The organism is Paraburkholderia phymatum (genome assembly GCF_040965635.1).
In the GTDB taxonomy this organism is placed as follows: Bacteria; Pseudomonadota; Gammaproteobacteria; order Burkholderiales; family Burkholderiaceae; genus Paraburkholderia; species Paraburkholderia phymatum_B.
Genome location: NZ_JBFRCH010000003.1, coordinates 540,552 through 559,007 on the forward strand (window position 1 = coordinate 540,552; position 18,456 = coordinate 559,007).

At 59.0% G+C, this 18,456-nt stretch carries 13 protein-coding genes and 2 pseudogenes; 8 read left to right on the plus strand and 7 right to left on the minus strand.

The window, feature by feature from the left end:
* Positions 1-173: 173 nt before the first annotated feature.
* The 5 genes from AB4Y32_RS09025 to AB4Y32_RS09045 form a co-directional block, all read right to left on the minus strand.
* On the minus strand, positions 174-1,502 hold the full coding sequence (locus tag AB4Y32_RS09025; RefSeq protein ID WP_368720982.1) for a sigma-54 dependent transcriptional regulator: 1,329 nt from the start codon (positions 1,500-1,502) through the stop codon (positions 174-176).
* A 647-nt stretch (positions 1,503-2,149) separates the two neighbouring features.
* Positions 2,150-2,632 carry an OsmC family protein gene (locus AB4Y32_RS09030; protein WP_368720983.1) on the minus strand — a complete coding sequence of 161 codons (483 nt, stop codon included), beginning with the start codon at positions 2,630-2,632 and terminating at the stop codon, positions 2,150-2,152.
* A gap of 112 nt (positions 2,633-2,744) precedes the next feature.
* Complete coding sequence (locus tag AB4Y32_RS09035) at positions 2,745-3,254, minus strand: DUF1697 domain-containing protein (RefSeq protein ID WP_368720984.1); 510 nt, start codon at positions 3,252-3,254, stop codon at positions 2,745-2,747.
* A gap of 162 nt (positions 3,255-3,416) precedes the next feature.
* The gene (locus AB4Y32_RS09040) at positions 3,417-4,238 is read right to left on the minus strand and encodes an alpha/beta fold hydrolase (protein ID WP_368720985.1); all 822 of its coding nucleotides are present in this window, start codon (positions 4,236-4,238) and stop codon (positions 3,417-3,419) included.
* Between the two features lie 374 nt (positions 4,239-4,612).
* On the minus strand, positions 4,613-4,813 hold the full coding sequence (locus tag AB4Y32_RS09045) for a hypothetical protein (protein ID WP_368720986.1): 201 nt from the start codon (positions 4,811-4,813) through the stop codon (positions 4,613-4,615).
* A gap of 280 nt (positions 4,814-5,093) precedes the next feature.
* Between AB4Y32_RS09045 and AB4Y32_RS09050 the strand changes: the two genes are divergently transcribed.
* From AB4Y32_RS09050 to AB4Y32_RS09060, 3 genes and pseudogenes are all read left to right on the plus strand, one after another.
* Positions 5,094-6,302: a polysaccharide pyruvyl transferase family protein gene (locus tag AB4Y32_RS09050; protein WP_368720987.1), complete on the plus strand. Its 1,209-nt coding sequence runs from the start codon at positions 5,094-5,096 to the stop codon at positions 6,300-6,302.
* A 156-nt stretch (positions 6,303-6,458) separates the two neighbouring features.
* Positions 6,459-6,917, plus strand: a pseudogene (locus AB4Y32_RS09055) (histidine kinase); the annotation flags it as partial.
* A 19-nt stretch (positions 6,918-6,936) separates the two neighbouring features.
* Positions 6,937-7,350, plus strand: coding sequence for a VOC family protein (locus AB4Y32_RS09060; RefSeq protein ID WP_368721092.1), 414 nt, complete (start codon positions 6,937-6,939; stop codon positions 7,348-7,350).
* A gap of 36 nt (positions 7,351-7,386) precedes the next feature.
* Here the strand turns inward: AB4Y32_RS09060 and AB4Y32_RS09065 are convergent, their stop codons facing one another.
* A complete protein-coding gene (locus tag AB4Y32_RS09065) occupies positions 7,387-8,382 on the minus strand; it encodes an AraC family transcriptional regulator (RefSeq protein WP_368720988.1) in 996 nt (331 codons plus the stop codon).
* Positions 8,383-8,746: 364 nt separating this feature from the next.
* Here AB4Y32_RS09065 and AB4Y32_RS09070 point away from each other — a divergent pair, with 364 nt between their 5' ends.
* The 5 genes and pseudogenes from AB4Y32_RS09070 (at position 8,747) to AB4Y32_RS09090 (ending at position 17,984) form a co-directional block, all read left to right on the plus strand.
* Complete coding sequence (locus AB4Y32_RS09070) at positions 8,747-9,799, plus strand: NAD(P)-dependent alcohol dehydrogenase (RefSeq protein ID WP_368720989.1); 1,053 nt, start codon at positions 8,747-8,749, stop codon at positions 9,797-9,799.
* 292 nt (positions 9,800-10,091) lie between these two features.
* Positions 10,092-11,051, plus strand: a complete 960-nt coding sequence (locus tag AB4Y32_RS09075; protein WP_368720990.1) for a LysR family transcriptional regulator — start codon at positions 10,092-10,094, stop codon at positions 11,049-11,051.
* 539 nt (positions 11,052-11,590) lie between these two features.
* Positions 11,591-13,906, plus strand: coding sequence for a peptidase M23 (locus AB4Y32_RS09080; protein WP_368720991.1), 2,316 nt, complete (start codon positions 11,591-11,593; stop codon positions 13,904-13,906).
* 1,216 nt (positions 13,907-15,122) lie between these two features.
* Positions 15,123-15,254: pseudogene (locus AB4Y32_RS09085) on the plus strand (LysR family transcriptional regulator); the annotation flags it as partial.
* 138 nt (positions 15,255-15,392) lie between these two features.
* Positions 15,393-17,984, plus strand: a complete 2,592-nt coding sequence (locus AB4Y32_RS09090; RefSeq protein WP_368720992.1) for an enterotoxin A family protein — start codon at positions 15,393-15,395, stop codon at positions 17,982-17,984.
* 183 nt (positions 17,985-18,167) lie between these two features.
* Here AB4Y32_RS09090 and AB4Y32_RS09095 read toward each other — a convergent pair whose 3' ends face one another.
* On the minus strand, positions 18,168-18,443 hold the full coding sequence (locus tag AB4Y32_RS09095; RefSeq protein WP_368720993.1) for a hypothetical protein: 276 nt from the start codon (positions 18,441-18,443) through the stop codon (positions 18,168-18,170).
* Positions 18,444-18,456 lie beyond the last annotated feature (13 nt).

Here is an 18,456-nt window from a genome sequence, read left to right on the forward strand (position 1 = left end):
ACTAGCAACGAATTCCTTTTGAAAAGTGACAGCAAAGACGGCCGCTACGCGCTAGCGGCACGAATATAAACAAGCATAGCGCGTGGGGATGTCGCAAGGTGCTACACAAAAACGGTTTGTGTAACTGTTCGTGAAGCGCATTTCAGCATGCGCACAAGCGGCTTTGCTTCGGCTTACGCGGAATCCGCCTGTAGCACGGCGCCCGTCGACGCGACCCGCTTGCAGTCCGACGCGAGCATGCGCGAGAGCAGGACTTTCGAAATGTGCAGCTCGGTCGCGGCTGCATCGAGCTGGCCCTGGTTGCGTGCGACTGCCAGTTCGACGGCGGCCCATTCGGGAACCTCGTCCGTCTCGTCGGCTGCCCTCAGCAACGTCACCTGGGCGACCTTCTCGAAGCCCAGATCCGCAGCCGTAATCAACTGGCCTTTGCCGACGACGATCGCGCGCCGGATGCGGTTGATCAGCTCCTGCACGTTGCCGGGCCATGTGTGCGTGTCGAGTGCTTCCCATGCGCAGACGGAAAAACCTTGCACGCCATGACGCGAATCGGAGCGAAAGCTCATCAGCAGCCAGGATGCGAGCAGACGGATATCGGCGCCGCGATCGCGCAGCGCCGGAAGCGTGATCGTATTCCCCGCGAACAACGCAACAAGGCACGGATGCAGACGATGTTCGTCCTTCGCGCGTTGCAAGTCGAAATGTGTCGAGCAGATGATGCGCACATTGCGCGGCCCACTGTCGAACAGATCTGCGAGACGTTGTTGCGCCGCGAGCGGCAGTTCGCAGATTCCGTCTATATAAAGTGAGCCACCCTCCGCCATTTCCAGGCGGGATCGCTGATTGCCCCCTTCGACTTTGCTCTCCTCGTCGCCAAATAGTTCTGCTGCGAGCCGCTCGGGCGCGTAGGCCGCGCAATGAATCGATACCCATGGTCCATCGCGGCGCGTCGAACCCGAATGAATCGCCGTTGCCGTCATTGTCTTGCCGCTTCCCGATTCGCCGACGATCATCACGGGCCGCTCGTGCTCGCACGCGCGCCGGATCGCCGCGCGCACATCGCTCATCGCAGCGCACGCGCCGATCATCGCCGGCGAGTCGTCGTCCGTGCTCTTGCGCTCATCGCCCGTCGACGTTTCATACACGCGATCGATGGTCTGCGCGATCAGCTCGGCGGCAGCGGGCAACGTGATGCAGTTCACGCAACGCGTGCGCACGATCCGGCGTATTTCCGGATCGTTCAGGTGCGCCTTGGTCACGACGGCGACCCAGCTGATTTCAGCACTCGCTTTTGTCAGTACATCGACCTCGTTCAGATCGTCTGGAATGGTCAGCGACGAGAACTCGATCAGACCGGCAGCCCGATCATTGGTAAGCAACGCACTGCCTTGCCTCTCCCGAACATCGATGCAGCGAATACGCCATAACTCCGACGGCAGATTGCCGTCGAGGCACGCCAGTTCAGGGTTGCACACGTGATAGAGCCGCTTTAGGTTGAGGTCCATGATGTAATCGGTTTTCCCGCCTCGATTGGTCGACATGCACCGACAGCATCACGTCCCCGGGAATTCGTTCGCGATCGGTTACTCAAAAATTAACGGAATCGCGACCCGTTATGCATCGACGGTTGTTACTGTTTGAAAACGTCGAATCGCGACTACACGTTGGCGATTTTGAACGGCCTAAGCACGCCGTCCGCGCGCAAACGCACGTTTCCAAAGGAGAAAAAAGTTTGGCGGCATGGATCGCGCGAAGGCCTCAGCCGACCTCCAGGTAACGATCCTTTACATAAGACACGGTTGACTGTGGCGGGCGGAACACAGCCTCAGACGGCCGTGTATGGGGCGCGGAAGTTCTTCCCCATTCGACTACAGCGTAGCGAGAAAAGTACTGAAGATGGCGCGTGATGTGCAGTGAGTGTCGGTAATTCTGAATGGATCGAGTCCAAAACTGACACACTTACCTAGTGAAGCGCACATTAGCAAAGCAAGTCTAACGTGCAAAAACTTAAGGATCGCTGATGCGGCGAAATTGACCGTCCGCACAGAGATGACGAATGTCATAGTTACACAACGACTCTTTTATTCTGCGCACAGTTCCCCACATCGATGACGGCGCGCGGCTCGAACGCAGCAATGAGCCGCACTGCCGCTCAATGCGCTGCGTTGAAGCTCCACGTTCCGTCGACGTCGATCACCGTCTTCACCGAGTTCGCCAGAAAACACGCATCGTGCGCGAGATGATGCAGATGGCGAAGCGCATCGTCGCTTGGCGCTTTCGAGCCCGCAAATGCGACGGCCGGTTTCAGCACGACACGAGTCACCACTTCCTTGCCTGATTCGTTCTTCGCCATCGTGCCTTCGGCTTCGTCGCGATACGACGTCACGACATAACCCTCGCCTGCTGCAATCGACAGAAACCACAGCATGTGGCAACTCGACAATGCCGCGACGTACGCCTCTTCGGGATCGACACCCGCCGGATCGGAGAACGGCACGCGTACCACGTGCGGCGAACTCGATGCAGGGACGACCGCGCCCCCGTCGAACGTCCAGTGATGTGCGCGGCTATAGCGGTTGTCGGTGAACGGGCTGCCGTTGCTGCTCCATTCGATCAGTGCCGTATGTTTGGCCATGTGTGTGAAGTCCTCGCGTGGTGAGTCATTCGATGAGCTTGAGGCGGTCGGATGCGTCAGATGGGCGTGAGCACGTCTTCGCCCCGCGAAGTGGCGCGTGACGTTCTCGCCGTCATTGCGCGGCCCACTCCGCGAGCGTCGCGATCGTGTTGATATTGCGCGCGGTCCCTGTTCTCGCGGCGGGAATCCTCAGTTTCGAATTCGCCATCCCTTCGCCGTAATGCACGTAGATTTCCTGCTTGCCGAGCGCGACCTTTTCCCTTCGCTGGCCGGTCATGTGTTCGAGCGTATCGGCAGGCGGCGGGCCATCGAGAAAGATCGCGACGGTGCAGTTCGGCGCTTCGTCGCTGAACGGATTGGCGTGCAGCACGTCCGCCATTTCCTTGCCCGTGCGGATCAGCACGCCCACGGACTTGCCCGCATAGTCTTCGAGACGGCTTTCGAGCGCCGCTTGCACCGCGTGCGTCGCGAGCTTGCTCTCGAATACGACATTACCGCTCGCAATGTACGTGCGAACGTCGATGAAGCCCGCTTCCTCGCACAGCCGGCGAAGCTCGGTCATCGGCAGCTTGCCGGTGCCGCCGACATTGACGGCCCGCAACAGCGCAACGTAGATCGTCATGTTCCGTTCATGGAGTCGCGATGGATGCGATGTTATCGCGTCTGAAACGAAGTGGAAACGCCGGCCTATCTGGATCACGCGATAGACCGCGGCATTTGAACAAAACAAGGCGGCGCATCCCGCAAAGGATGCGCCGCCATCGCATACGGCCCGCGCGTGCGCCTAGCTGTTGATGAACGCGAGCAGATCGGCGTTGACCTTGTCCGCCTCGGTCACGCACATGCCGTGTGGGCTGCCCTCGTAGACCTTGAACGTCGCGTTCCTCACGATCTCCGCCGCCTTCCTGCCCGCTGCATCGATCGGCACGATCTGGTCGTCGCTGCCGTGCAGGATCAGCGTCGGCACGTCGAACTTCTTCAGGTCTTCCGTGTAGTCGACTTCAGAGAACTCGCGGATGCACAGGTACTGGCCATGAATGCTGCCCGCCATGCCCTGCGCCCAGAACGCGTCGATCGTGCCTTGCGACACCTTTGCGTTCGGACGGTTGAAGCCGAAGAAAGGAATCGCGAGGTCCTTGTAGAACTGCGAGCGGTTGTCGGCGACGCCCTTGCGGATGCCGTCGAACACGTCCAGCGGCAGGCCGCCGGGATTCGCCGCCGTCTTCAGCATCAACGGCGGCACGGCGCCGATCAGCACCGCCTTCGCGACGCGCTTCGTGCCGTGACGGCCGATGTAGTGCGCGACTTCGCCGCCGCCCGTCGAATGCCCGACGAGCGTCGCGCCCTGAATATCGAGTGCGTCGAGCAGTTCGGCGAGATCGTCGGCGTACGTGTCCATGTCGTTGCCTTTCGACGGCTGGCCCGAGCGGCCATGTCCACGGCGATCGTGTGCGATCACGCGAAAGCCCTTCTGCAGCAGGAACAGCATCTGCGCATCCCACGCGTCCGCATCGAGCGGCCAGCCATGCGAGAAGACGACGGGACGGCCCGAGCCCCAGTCCTTGTAGAAAATCTGCGTGCCATCCTTCGTGGTGATCGTGCTCATTGAACTTCGCTCCTTTTGGGTGGTGACACATTGACGTGGTGACACATTGCGCCGCCGATGCGGCGGGTGGATCGACAGGAAAACAATGGGCAAGCGAAGAGCGCGATACCGATGCGCGCGCAATCACCCATCAACGTCGTTTCGATCATCGACGCCGATGGTACAGCGCGACAAAACTCTCTTCAGCAGAGGGTCCGCGCGGCCATACGGGACCGTGGCGGGGCGCGAAAGACGCGTCGGATCGAAAGCAAATAGAGACTTTGGCCCCCTATCGGGGCCGGCCTGTTTCGCCTTGTTCCGACTCGCCTCGACTCAATGAACAAGCGCAACGCGTGGCGTCAGTGTGATGGCAATGTGCTTTGGCGGGCGCTCCGTCAATGCGCATTCCTGGGCGCGGCATTGGCAACCGCTCCGTCTTGCGCGACGAGCGTTTGCATCTGCGCGGGCGGTTGCGCGCCGCCCGATTCCGTATCGTCATGATGGGAGACGATCGCGTTGACGCCGGCTTCGGCGGCAGGCGTCGCGACATAGGGAATGAAGGCCGAGATGGCCACGACGATGACGTAAGTGAACATGACGCTGCCCCTGTTCTTTTCAGGCATGAAGAGGCACACCGGGATGCCGGTGCGCCGCAGACAGATCGTCGCCCGCTTTCGCGGCGAAGCGCTTCGAATGGCTTCGCCGGAAAACACGTGCTCCTCGTATTGCGCGTGCCGCTTGCATGCTGCGCCGCGATGCGCGTTCACGTGGCCAATGCGCGAATTGCGTGTACCCTCCTTACAGATTCCGGCGACTCGTATGATCATTTGCACCGATAAACCGACGACCGGTTAAATCGATTCGTAGGGCATCGCAATGCGAAAGTCAAATGACGGCTCGGCGCGCAAGCCATCACACGTCGTACTGTTCGGCGCATTCGACCGGCACAATCTTGGCGACATGCTGTTTCCCCATGTCGTCGCGAGCATGCTGGACGAGCGCGGCGTGCGCTTCGCCGGACTCGCGGCTCGCGATCTGCGCGTGCATGGCGGCCATCGGGTTGAAGCGCTTGCGCAGATGCACGAGCGTGCGGTCGATCTGATCCACGTCGGCGGAGAAATCCTCACATGCGACGCATGGGAAGCCGCCGTGATGCTGCAATCGCCCGATGACGCGCAACGGCTCATCGCATCGCATCAGCGCGATCGCCTTGCATGGGCGCATCGCGCGCTCGGCACGCGGGCGCTTGCCCCATACGTGTGGTCGAAGGAAGCACTGCCGTCTGCCGCGCGCGTGCTCTTTCATGCGGTCGGCGGCGTGGGCCTGAGCGGCAGCGACGACGCGCTGCGCAACGAAGTGCTCGCGAAACTCGCCGCTGCTGACGACGTCACCGTGCGCGATGCGCGCACGCAGGCATGGCTCGCGCTGTCCGGCGTCGAATCGCGGCTCGTCCCCGATTGCGCCGTCATGGTGGCGAACCTGTTCGGCGATGCGATCCGCGAGCGCGCGTCGACGCCCGCCATCGAACGGATACGCGCAGCGGCACCCGATGGCTATCTCGCCGTGCAATTCAGCGCCGATTTCGGCGACGATGCGACGCTCGCCCAGATCGCCGGGCAACTGGACCGCGTCGCGCAAACGCATGGCCTTGCCGTCGTGTTCTTTCGCGCGGGCGCAGCGCCATGGCACGACGATCTGTCGTGCTTCGAGCGTACTGCTGCGCGCATGCACGCATCGTGTGTCCACGTGTTCGATTCGCTGAATATCTGGGACATCTGCGCGCTGATCGCACACAGCCACGGGTATCTCGGCAGCAGTCTGCATGGGCGGATCGTCGCGATGGCGTTCGCGCGGCCGCGCATCAATCTGCTGCATGACGGCGACCTCGTGCGTCCCTGCAAGCAGACCGCGTTCGCCGAAACATGGGAAGACGCCGATTGGCCCAAGGCCGTCAGCGTAAGCGGATTGGCCGACGGCGTGAACGACGCTTTATCGGTTGAACGGAATCGGCTCGATCAGACCGCCGCGCGGCTCGTTACGCTCTACCGCAACGATTTTCCGACGCTTGCGTCGCGTCTCGTCTGACCGGCCTGCGAAGGAAACGACTCCAGATTCGCCGCAATCTGCCGATATCCCGCTTACGGCCGAACTTATCCATTCCAGCGCCGTATGCCTGCTCTTTTCGCCGGGCATCGCAATCCGGCACCGTAGAATAGCGACACTTTCGATTCTGAACCCGTCATGCCCAACTCCTCCAGCCCGCGCAGCACAGCCGACGACGACTCCGAAATGTTCGACCTGGCCCCCGTCGCGCTATGGCTAGAGGACTTCAGCGGCGTGAAGGCGCTGTTCGAGGCGTGGCGCGAGCAGGGCGTGACCGATCTGCGCGCGCATATCGGCGAGGACGTGCGGCGCATCGCCGAATGCGCGAGCCGCATCCGCGTGATGAAGGTGAACCAGAAGACGCTGTCGCTATTCGAAGCCGCCGATTTCAGCTTGCTGACGGACAACCTTTCCACCGTCTTCCGCGACGACATGCTGAAGACGCACCTCGAAGAGCTGTGCCAGCTTTGGTCCGGCCAGCCTTACTTCACGAGCCAGACCGTCAACTACACGCTCGGCGGGCGGCGCCTCGACATACTGCTGAAGGGCAAGATCCTGCCGGGACACGAGGAACGCTGGGATCGCGTGCTGGTGTCGTACGCGATGTGGCGCACCGATCTGCTCAACTTCTCGATCAACGCTTTCCCACGTGTACATCGGCGTCAACGATTTCGAGCGCGCGTATGCGTTCTATTCGGCTGTATTGCGCGAGCTGGGCCTCAGACCTAAGTTTCGCGAGGACGACAGGCCGTGGGCGGGATGGATGATACCCGGCGTCGCGCGGCCGCTCTTTCTGGTCGGCAGGCCGTTCGACGGGCAGCCGGCCGTCGCGGGCAACGGCCATATGGTTGCGCTGCTGGCGCCTGATCGGCCCACCGTCGATCGCGTGCACGCGACGGCGCTTGCGCACGGCGCCACCTGCGAAGGACCGCCCGGACTGCGCCCCGAGTATCACGCGAACTACTACGGCGCGTACTTTCGCGACGCCGACGGCAACAAGCTCTGCGTCTGCTGTCACGACCCCGCCTGACAGGATGACCACAACGCGGCCGGTCGCAACGCTGCTTCAGTTCGTCGTCACGTACTTGCCGAACTTGCGTATGGGCACGACGGGCCGCTGCGGCGGCGCCGAAACGGCCGGGTCCAGCGTGCCTCGCATGCGCTTCACTTCGTCGACGGGACTAAGACCGAACAGCCGCTTGAACTCGCGGCTGAACTGCGATGCGCTTTCGTAACCGACGCGCGCGGCCGCCGCGCTCGCATTGAGGCCATCCTGCACCATCAGCAGGCGCGCATGATGCAGACGCGTCGTCTTCACGTACTGCATCGGCGAAGTCGACGTGACGGTCTTGAACTGCGCATGAAACACGGCGAGGCTCATGCCGGACTCGCGCGCGAGGGTCTCGACGTCGAGCGCGCCGTCGTACTCGGTGTGAATGCGGCGCAGCGCCTTCGCGATGCGCCCGAAGTGATGCTGATGCGTGAGCGCCGCGCGGATCGCATCGCCCTGCACGCCCGTCAGCACGCGGTAGCAGATTTCGCGCACGATCGACGGCGCGAGAATCCGCGCATCGAACGGCGCCACGAGCGCTTCGAGCAGACGCAGCACGGCATCGCTCAACGGCTGGTCGAGCGGCGTCGAGTAGATGCCGCGCGGCTCGCTGTCGACGGCGCCATGCGTTTCGTTCAGCAGCATCAGCAGTTCCGCGACCATCGTCAGGTCGACGCGAATCGAAATGCCGAGGAACGGCTCTTCGATGCTCGCTTCCGTCTCGCATTCGAACGGCAGCGGCACCGAGAGCACCAGGTATTGCTGCGCATCGTAGATGTACGAGTGGCCGCCGAGATAGCCGCGCTTTCTGCCCTGGCAGACGATCACGATGCTCGGCTCGTACATGACGGGCCGGCGCGGCATCGGATGATTTGCGCGCAGGAACTTGACGCCTTCGAGCGGCGCGTTCGTCATGCCCTCGTTTGGCGCAAGCGTGCGCAATAGTTCGACCATGCGCTGCTGCGGCGTGCATTGCGCGAGCGCGGTATTTGAAGGTTTTATGTCCGACATGATTGAATCCGTTCGAAGCGAGCATGATGCGCCATAGAATATGGCTTGAAATCTAGCATTAAATGGCCTACCGCGAACGGCGTCAGGAGAAATAGGCAAGTCTTCAAGACCTTCAGGTATTCCCTGGGGCGCGTGCGATCCCTACTATGGGAACCCTGTCGCAAAGCCCGCTCTCTGTCCGCGGCCGCCACCGTCCATCGCCTCTCGCACGAGGCAAGCGAACTGCGCACCGCCGCTTTCCCGTTCATCGGACGGACATCCCCAACGGACTCCCGCGTGCCTCGGCGCACGACAGATTCGCCCGCCGCGCGTTTTCAACGCGCGCGGCGCATCGCTGAATTGCATCACCAGGATTGGAGCTTCCATGACCACGACTTACGCTTTTGCCGCAACCGACGCGCAATCGAAACTCGCGCCGTTCGAATTTCAGCGTCGCGAGTTGCGCGAACACGATGTGCATATCGACGTCCTGTTTTGCGGCGTCTGCCATTCGGACCTGCATCAGGCTCGCAACGAATGGAAGAACACGATGTACCCCGTCGTCCCCGGCCATGAGATCGTCGGCCGCGTGACGAAAGTCGGGCCGCAAGTGTCGAAGTACAAGGCCGGCGATCTCGTCGGCGTCGGCTGTCTCGTCGATTCGTGCCGCACCTGCGCGAGTTGCCAGGAAGGCCTCGAACAGTATTGCGAGAACGGTTTCGTCGGCACGTATAACGGGCAGGACCGCGTGACAGGCGCTGTCACTTACGGCGGATATTCGACGCAACTCGTCGTCGACGAAGCGTTCGTGCTGCGCGTGCCGGAGAACCTCGATCCAGCGGGCGTCGCGCCGCTACTGTGCGCGGGCATCACGACGTATTCGCCGCTGCGCACGTGGGGCGCCGGGCCGGGCAAGAAGGTCGGCATCGTCGGCCTGGGCGGCCTCGGCCATATGGGCGTGAAGCTCGCGCATGCGATGGGCGCGCACGTCGTGCTGTTCACGACGTCGCCGTCGAAGATCGACGATGCGAAGCGTCTCGGCGCCGACGAAGTGGTGATCTCGAAGAACCAGGCGGAGATGGATGCGCACGCGAACAGCTTCGATCTGATCGTGAACACGGTCGCGGCGCAGCACGATCTGAATCCGTTCATCAACCTGCTCAAGCGTGACGGCACGCTGACGCTGGTGGGTGCGCCGGAGCACGATCATCCGTCGCCGCAAGTGTTCAATCTGATCATGAAGCGCCGCCGTCTGGCTGGTTCGCTGATCGGCGGCATTGCTGAGACGCAGGAAATGCTGGACTTCTGCGGCAAGCACGGCATCACATCGGACATCGAGATGATCCCGATGCAGAAGATCAATGAAGCATACGAGCGCATATTGAAGAGCGATGTGAAATACCGCTTCGTCATCGATCTCGACTCGCTCCGGAAGTAACGGGCAGCAGGACCCAACCGCTTCACACCTTCCACCCGGGTCGCGCAGGACGGCGGCCTGTCCCTGCTCCCCGCGTTGTATCGCTCTTGTATCTGCAGTATCGGCGCGCCTTCCCGACGGGACGGGGCATGCCGCGGCTTTTCTTGCCGTTTTGTCTTTTTGTGGAATGTCCCGTTTGCCAGCTTTGCATGGGACCAGAGTAAGGTGCTCTGCATGGGGCCGGAGTAAGTGCTAAAGCACTAACTCCAGCCGACAGCTGAAGCACTAACTCTGGTCGACACAGGAGAGTTCCGTGATCGATCGTATCCAGGCGATGCGCACCTTCATGCGTATCGTCGATACCAATAGCTTTACCCGCGCCGCGCAATCGCTCGACATACCCCGCGCGACCGCGACGACGATTGTGCAGAATCTGGAAGCGATGCTCGGCACCGCGCTGCTCGTGCGCACGACGCGGCGTCTGAGCCTCACGCCGGAAGGCGCTGCATATTACGAACGCTGCGCGCAGATTCTCGCCGACATCGATGAGATGGAAGCAAGCTTGCGTCAGACGCAGGACAACCCGAGTGGACGCTTGCGTGTCGAAATGCCGGGCGCGGTGGCGACATCGATTGTCTTGCCGGCGCTCGACGATTTTCACGAGCGCTATCCGGCCATCGATCTGGCGATCGGCGTGAGCCATCGCAATGTCGATCTCGTCGGCGAAGCGGTGGATTGCAGCATCCAGTTGGGCGAGTTGCCCGATTCAGGGCTGGCCGCGCGGCGTCTTGGCACGCTCGAGCATGTGACGTGCGCGAGCCCCGCGTATCTGGAGCGCTATGGGATGCCGGAGAGTCTCGACGATCTGACTGGCCATGTCGCGGTGAACTGCATGTCGCCTCACAACGGCCGCGCCGTCGACTTCGACTTCGATGTCGCTGGTAGTCCGTTGACCGTGAAGGTGAATGGCTTCATCAAGGTCAGCGACGAGCATGCGTATCTGACTTGCGGCTTGCAAGGACTCGGGTTGATCCAGCCCGCGCGGATCGCGGCGCAGCCGCTGCTCGAAAAGGGGCTGCTGCGCGAAGTGCTGCCGCAGTGGAAGCCGGTGCCGATGCCTGTGTCCGTTGCTTTTGTCAAAGGGCGTCGCGTGTCGCCGCGCGTGCGGGCGTTCGTCGATTGGCTCGCTGAGCTGTTCGAGCATCAGGGGCATGTCGAGGCGGATATGTCGCGCGTGCGGCAGTTGATGCGCGGGGGGTTGCACGCGGCGTGAGGGGTGAGTTGATTCTGTATCGCCATTGCCGTCTTATCGTCCCGTCTTTGCAACAGACACTTCGACGAGCGAGCAACGAGAAAAATCTGCCCCTTGGTCACGATCGGGTTTGTCCGACCCGATCCCGATACGCTCTCCGGTCATCAAACGCTACACTGCATCGGAAACATCCTCTCACGTATTTAAAGAGGCGGTGCACGGCGCCCCTCGACCCCCTCCTTCGTTAGAGATCTACAGGTCTGATTGACTTCGCCGACACGTTACCAAGCGAATATCACCATGAATTGCAAATAATTGTAGAGATTTTGCCACTCGTATAGACAGCGATTCCTTGGCATGTGATTTTTCTGTTATGCAGATGACCTTTCACGTCATCAAACATCTATCGCCACCACGATAAGAGTTTGTGAGCCGGCGTCTTAGCTCATTGCCTATTTTGAATATAGAAATATCACCAACCCTTAGTCATGCTTATCAGCCCACCATTCCTCCCGGTCGCAAACCAGGCATCTGAAGACCCAGAGGCGCTCGATTCACTAATGGACACCATCGACAAGTTCGAACTTGCGCATGGAACCTTTCCGATTGCGTTCGACCGGCGCTGGCATTGCGGCGTGCATCTCATGCCAAAAATGCAAGTGGAGAAGGTCCACGCCATCGCAGACGGCGAAGTGATCGCGTACCGCGTCTGCCAACGCGCGTACGACGGTGGAAGCGGTCGTCCAGACAGCAATGCGGGCTTTGTGCTTCTCAAGCATGTGACAGAAACAGGTGATGGTCGAGGTATGACCTTCTATTCTCTTTATATGCATTTACTCGATCTTGGTAGTTACGCGTCTATAGGAGCCGACGCCAATCTAATTCCCGAATTTCTGCGCTTACCAACGGCAAGCGATGCTCGCTCCATCGCTCCTGCAGAGAGCGGCACCAGTCGTAAGGTGCGCCGCAAGCAGGTGCTAGGTTGGGTCGGAGGATGTCATGGTCAAAGTCACCTGCACTTTGAAATCTTCATGACACGGGATGACTTTGATGCCTACTTCGATCGCACACAACCCGGCAACATCACGACGACTCACCTATGTGATAACGGCTGCTGGGGACACACCTACTTCGTAATACCTGTCGGCCGTGCGTTTCATGCCTTACCGCCCACCGCGGACGCACAAGGCAAATTGCACGGGATCGAGTTTGTTCGTCGTCAATCTGGACAAAACGAACAGCCGCTTTACGTCGAGACTTACTTTCAAAAAGGGAATAGATATACGAACGTATGGGGCGTTTCGTCTGATGGCCGCAAAAACCTCCTTACGGAAACTCCAATCTGTGAAAAAAGCTACGAATACGAGATGTATAAGCGGGTGACGGCGCTTTATCCTACCTGCCCGAGCGATGGTTATGACTTGCTTCGTTTTGGGCGCACTCTCTTCACGCCGATCGCTTCAAGCCCAGCAGAGGATCGCTCTCAGACGCGCGAGTCCGACCAACGTGAGACATGGGTCCGCGTTGCGTTTGCAGCTCAACAGGATGGTTACATCGATATAAGTGACACCACTATTCAAAAGCTATCCGACGCTAATTTTCCCTATTTCATGGGTTGGCAAAAAATCAGTGAGGCCAATAGTCCCTTCAATGATGATGGTCTGTGTGACATCAATGCACTGAAAAATATCCTTAGGGATGCCGCAGTTCACCAGATTCCAGACGAAATTTCATCGATCGACGAATATCGGAAAGAAGATGCGCTTGTCCGCTATGTGCGAACGACGGCAGGCGTGCGTACAAAACTGCGCGGTTTTATATGTGAAGCACCGAGCGAGTGGGACAGCACGCACAACGATGAGCGCCATAAAAAACTGATGAACGAAGGCGAGTTCTACTACAAGAACGAAGCCGGATATAAAAAATACATCGACCTGCTCAGATCTTTTCAATTCTGGGATAAAACCGGTTTACCAACTGACCAGAAACTCTGGTTCTTTCACCCACTTGCGTTCATCCGACATTTCCGGAAATGTGAATGGTTAAGTAAGGACGAACTTGCGTCCACATTTCCGCGTTACATGTTTTACTCGTCGACGGGAAATCCGCGAACCGCGATCACGACCAACAATTCAACGTATGCCATAACCAAGGCAGAGGCTCGCAATCGGATCATGCATCACTCGGCTGCGCTTAACGCATGCATTCGAAAGTATATCGGGCACGATAAAAAGCGAACCGCTCTGTTTCTTGCACAAATTCTTCTTGAAACGGCACAATGGAGAAATCCAGGTGGAAGCAAGCGCCTTATGCATGAATGGCGTTTCGGTCAATATTCTCTTGCCAATCCTGCGACACAATATTACACGGCATTCTATGGACGCGGCATCATGCAGTTGACGTGGGCCGGGAACTATAAAGCGTATGGCCAATACAGATCGTTTCCCCCACATAGTGGCTCGTATGTGGAGCGGATACCTCATATTCCCCCTCGAATAGCATCGGCTTCGCGACACTATTCCGCCAATCCCGCTGATGGAGGTGAACTGATGGTCTGGTCGCCACGTTATGATCCGGACATCGTCGGAGAAGACCCTTATTCTGCATGCGACTCTGGTGGATTTTATTGGATATCCAAATCTTTCTCAGAAGGAATGAATATTAACCGGGTAGCCGATCGTGAGTATTCTCCTTCAAATGTAGGATTAATTAATCGGCTAGTCAACGGTGGAGGCAACGGTTATTACGAAAGACAATGCTATTCGGCATATATTCTCGATGTCTTGGGAGATGCCGGTGACCATTACGAGAGCCAACTCATTACACTTCCAGCTCCGAAAAGCGCCGTTCTAGCAAATCTTCTTCCACCGGAATGAATCAACTATAAGAGACTATGAACGTTATAAGGTTTTTTTTATTGTTAATTTTTCTTACGGCCAGCTTGCGTGTATCTGCATCAGATCAAACCGCGGAATTCAAATCAACCGCAACTACGACGGCGAGCTTGCAGATTCGCAATGGGATTCTATTTTATGAGCTATCCACATCTGGCAAAAAAAGGTGTGGTCAGGTTTCTCTTGACACGGAAAAGCCAACGCACATTGCGGTGGATGATTATAGATTTAATGGAACACGGGGTTTTTCGTTATGGCACGTCGATGAAGGCATGGGGGTTTACACGATTCACCGACTCTTCGTCCTGTCACGTAAAACAGGAAACTTCGTCGAGAAATTTCCAAAATGTGGTGAAGAGTTCATAAATTTAAGGTTAGACAAACGCAGGAAGGTATTGATCAGCACATATTTCGAGCGAAACATACCGAAAATTTGTCTAACCCGTCTACATGAGACCGACAACTGAGCTTCGATCATGGTCGAGTGATAACTCCACACAGGCCAAACTGAAACGCAGAAGCCAGAGAAAAATAATCGATCTGGCATTTTTTCTGTTCAATTTTCCATTAAATCTGAATGTTTTTTTCAGAGGAAAGAATTTCAGATGCGTTCTCAAGATGTATGTCGCGCACTCAACATGAACGCCTGACTTGCAAGTCAGGCTGCGGGGTGATTATTCAAGGTTGCTACGACGAGAGCATGACCGAAATCAACGAGAGAACTAATGCGCTTCAGACCTCCATTATAAAAATAATAATCCGGACTGTGCCAGTCTTGCCAGTGAGTATTCAAGAAAAACGTTAAGCACGGAGGCTGACGTTGGAAGTAAAGCGCACTTAGAACCAGGATGGCTTGGTGCAGAACTGAAGCTACATTTGGCACAGTAACGACTGGCTACTATGCAATTCATTCAAAGAACATGCAAGTAGCCAGTCTTTGGTCGCTCCGTTAAGCGCCGACGGTGCAAGATTTGCCTGTGAATAACTCGCGCGATACGGTTTGAGTTAGCTTCCGCGTTGATCGTCCTCACCGCGTGCACGCCCCGCCCCCGCCCGCGCCTCCCCCACCACCCTGGCCAGCGTTGCCGGGCTCATCCGCGCGGCGACTTCCCGCACGTACTCGTGATGCCTCGCATCGAGGGGTGTGGAATGTCCCGTTCTTGTTCTTTGCATGGACCAGAGAAGTGCTCTGCATGGGTCGAATCGCGTGTCGCCGCGCGAGCGGGCGTTCGTCGACTGGCTCGCCGAGCTATTCGAGCATCAGGGGCACGTCGAGGCGGATATGTCGCGGGTGATGATGTTGATGCGCGCAGGCGCGCATGCGCAATGACGTATCGCGCGCCTGGCACGTGTTCCCGTCGATGTCCGGTTACCACCTTCCTTCCGCCCGGCATGGTGAGAATGAGGTCGCGTGCTCTTTCGACAGCGCAAAAGTACGCGATCCCGATCAACATCATTCAGGTGGCTCATGTCGATCTCAAACGTCAGCTACGGCAGTAACAGGCTCTACCGATACGACGATGTAGAGGAACAGTACGACACGGTGAATCCGGACCATGACGTTAAACAGATCGGACAGATCGCATCCCGACCGCCAGCCAGCCCCGTCACGCCTCCGAGAAACCGACGTCAACCGGGCGACGGGGACAATAGCAAGCCTACGCTGACCGCCTATCGCCGCACGGCCTCAGATATGAAAATTCTGGCGTCCTGGCAGGGTCTAGGGACCGCGGCGGGCGATGTCAATTCGATGTCAAACCAGTGTGCCGGGTTGACCACGGAGGCGCTACGCCGCATCGGACAGGGACACGCTTCAACGTTGGCTGATGTGACCGGGCAGATTTTTGACGACCTGCACGATCCGCGTACTCGCACACGCACCATCAATCGGGTGCGCTGGATGCAGGAGCAGAACGAATATCAGACAACGACGCCGATAAAGGATTTGAGCAAGCGAGAAGGCAATTACCCGCTGACCAGTGGCGACGCACTGGTTGCGGATCTGGCCGAGCAGTTCGGAGTGCGTCATCCATCACTCGATGGCCGCGGGACAGAGCAATACACGATTGCCGAACTGGGCCTGACGCTTGGCAACGGAGAGGGCCATGCCGTGGTCATCCAACGCCTGAGTCCCTCCGATGATTACCGCAATGACCAGTACGAATTGTACGACCCCAACTTTGGGGTGTTTCACTATAGCAACTTCGCCAATCTGGCCGCTGCGCTGCATGACTTGTATGCGAACGGCTATATCGCCAACGGCCGCATCGCGTCGGTCGAGACCACCTATCGCGCGGACTCGCTGACCTATCGGCCGTATGACCCGTCACATCCAGGGAGGCCCCGTTTGCCAGATGCGCCATTGGCCGGCATCGGCCACCCCGAAGTTCCACCATTGCCGGAACTCGGGCCATTACGGGAACTCGATCTGCCGGGTCCGTCGGGTGGGCTGCCTCACACCGAATTCAGGCGCGGCGTGAAAAATCCGGATGCCGATCAACAGCCGTTCGCGCTGTATCGCCCCTCGACCATATCGCCCGAGGAGCTGAAGCAAAACGACGGCTTCAGCGCAGACGACGACATCCCACTGAACGACGCCAACCTCAGCATTCACGCCCTTGACGTGAAACACAACAAGGACAACGTCGATGGCGCCGGTTATCTCGGAACGTTTCGCGCCGAAGACACCGCAATGAAGAAGCTGGATTCAGGCGGCAAGAAGGACGGCTATATCTACTACGTCGCGCCGACTCCAAACATGGTGGACGTCAACGGCAGCCTTGGCGATCAGGCGCCCAATTCCGACGATCACGAAGTCGCGGCGATGGGACACATCGAGTACACGCAAATCCGCGGCTGGCGCCGGGTCCATGATGGCAAGGTCGGGCCGTATGAGCCCAACCCCGACTATCGCTGGGACGTCTATGACCAGACGCAGACGGCCGGCGCGAGGCCGGACCTTGCCGGGTTTTCTCCAGAAAATCCCGCTTGGGGAGACGATCTGCACAAGCCCTTTGCGTCGCAGGTCACGCGCGGCGGCAAGACGTTCTACACGCCCAACGAAGATCCGGCAATGCGGGTTGCAAGATTCCGCCAGCATGGCAATGCACTCGTGCAGAAACTGGCCGATCGACAGTCGGCCGGACTGGACTATGTCGGGCCAGTCCATATCAAGCCGCACTGGGGCAACGACGGAGGCCACGGTCCCGTGCGGCTAAATTTCTATAATGCAGGCAACGGCGGCTATCCGTCGGTGGACGGCACAACAGGGGCCGCCTCCGAAGATGAACTTCGCTTCGGCCCGGATGGCCGTATCCATCTGGCCAGGGACTACAGCAAGGTGCTTCGCATCGACAGCAACGGTAATGCGTATATCGGCGACATTCCCGAGGACAGGAACAGCCTGAACGGCGTCTTTACCTACGATCCCACCACGGGCGGACTGCTCCATATGGAAGACCACAAGTGGTTGACGGAAGGCGCATCCGGCTACACCCCCTACGTGGCGGACGCCGGAGGTCGCGGCGGTGGCCTGATGGCCCGTCAGAGCTGGAGCATTGAGGACATGCGGGGAAACAACGTACAGCCCCCTGTTCCAGAACCGGCGTACAACTTCAGGCTGAAACAGAGCACGGCGGGTGACCCTGTCACACTACGGAACTTCGAGCATGATCCGGATAGCGTGCTTCCCGTGCAGGCAACACATTTCGTGACCACCGTGCCGGGCACGACGTCCGCCGATGGCGGCAACTTCCTCTCGTACGTGAACCGTATCAAACCGGGTGAGGCAAAGAGCGTCAACGACTGGCTTCGCAGTCACAACGCAGCCTGGATTTTTCCCGACGGCTTCGTGGCCGTGTCTGTCGACTCCAACACGCTCGAGGTCCGCACGATAGGCGGTACGCCCGTGTGGCATGTGCATATCGATCCCGCGACAGGCAAGGAGCTATCCGAGACAACGCAGAACGGCATCGCATCGAACTACAGGATCGCTGACGACCTGTGGAACTACATCAAGAAGAATGAGGATCGTGACCGGGAACTGGAAGCACGTGCGTAGTGCCCACCACTCGTCACTCGTCACTTCGCAGCGGCCAGTTTCGCTCACTGGCGTGCGGCAATGCAGGACGCGCACTGCCCGCGCCCGGTCGAGATCGACACTGAGCCGCTTCGCTCCCCGCGAATCGGCGGCTCGCGCAAAAAAAGCGCGCTGATATCGAGCGCACCGTTTCTGGAGTGAGCGTTACGCGTCTGCGCGCGATGATTGCCCTCTCCTCGCCCGCGCCTCCCCCACGACCCTTGCCAGCGTCGCCGGGCTCATCCGCGCGGCGACTTCCCGCACATACTCGTGATGCCTCGCATCGAGCGGCGCGTCCAGATATTGCGCCTGCAAATAGCGGATCAACGCAATCCGCCGATGCCCGAGCGCAATGCTCTGATCGAGCAGCGCGACGGCCGCGTGCGCATCGCCGGCCGCATACGCACGCTTGAGCAGTTCGGACGTATGCGCACGCGACATATCGGACGCTCAC